The sequence below is a fragment of the Priestia sp. SIMBA_032 genome, from assembly GCF_046535215.1.
In the GTDB taxonomy this organism is placed as follows: Bacteria; Bacillota; Bacilli; order Bacillales; family Bacillaceae_H; genus Priestia; species Priestia aryabhattai.
Genome location: NZ_JAWRXD010000207.1, coordinates 1 through 386 on the forward strand (window position 1 = coordinate 1; position 386 = coordinate 386).

At 59.8% G+C, this 386-nt stretch carries 1 protein-coding gene; it reads left to right on the forward strand.

Annotation, left to right across the window (positions count from 1 at the left end; translation table 11 throughout):
* Positions 1–386, forward strand: a 386-nt coding sequence (locus tag SB717_RS34025) for a DUF6250 domain-containing protein (protein WP_410907224.1), incomplete at both ends; no start/stop codon positions are given.

A 386-nucleotide genomic window follows, 5' to 3' on the forward strand; every position in this document is an offset into this window, starting at 1 on the left:
ACGCAGCCAGTCTATGCACAATCGCATGCACTCGTGCTCGATAGTGCGCGCGGGCTCACGGTGTGGTTAAACCAGCGTCTCACGGGACACTATGAAATCACCTTCACGCGCACCGTGCTCGATGCGGGCGGTCCGCATGATCGCGTCTCGGACATGAACCAATTCTGGATTGCGAGCAAAACGCAGGCGCAACAGCGAACAGCGCCGTTCGGCGGATCGGGGCGTTTTTCCGACTATGACACGCTCGACCTGTATTACGCAGGTGTGGGTGGAAACGACAACACGACGACACGTTTCCGCCATTACAACGGCACGTCTTCGCGCCCACTGCTGGCCGAATATACGGCGCCGCCGTGGCTGCTGCGCGCCAATCATGCCTACCACGT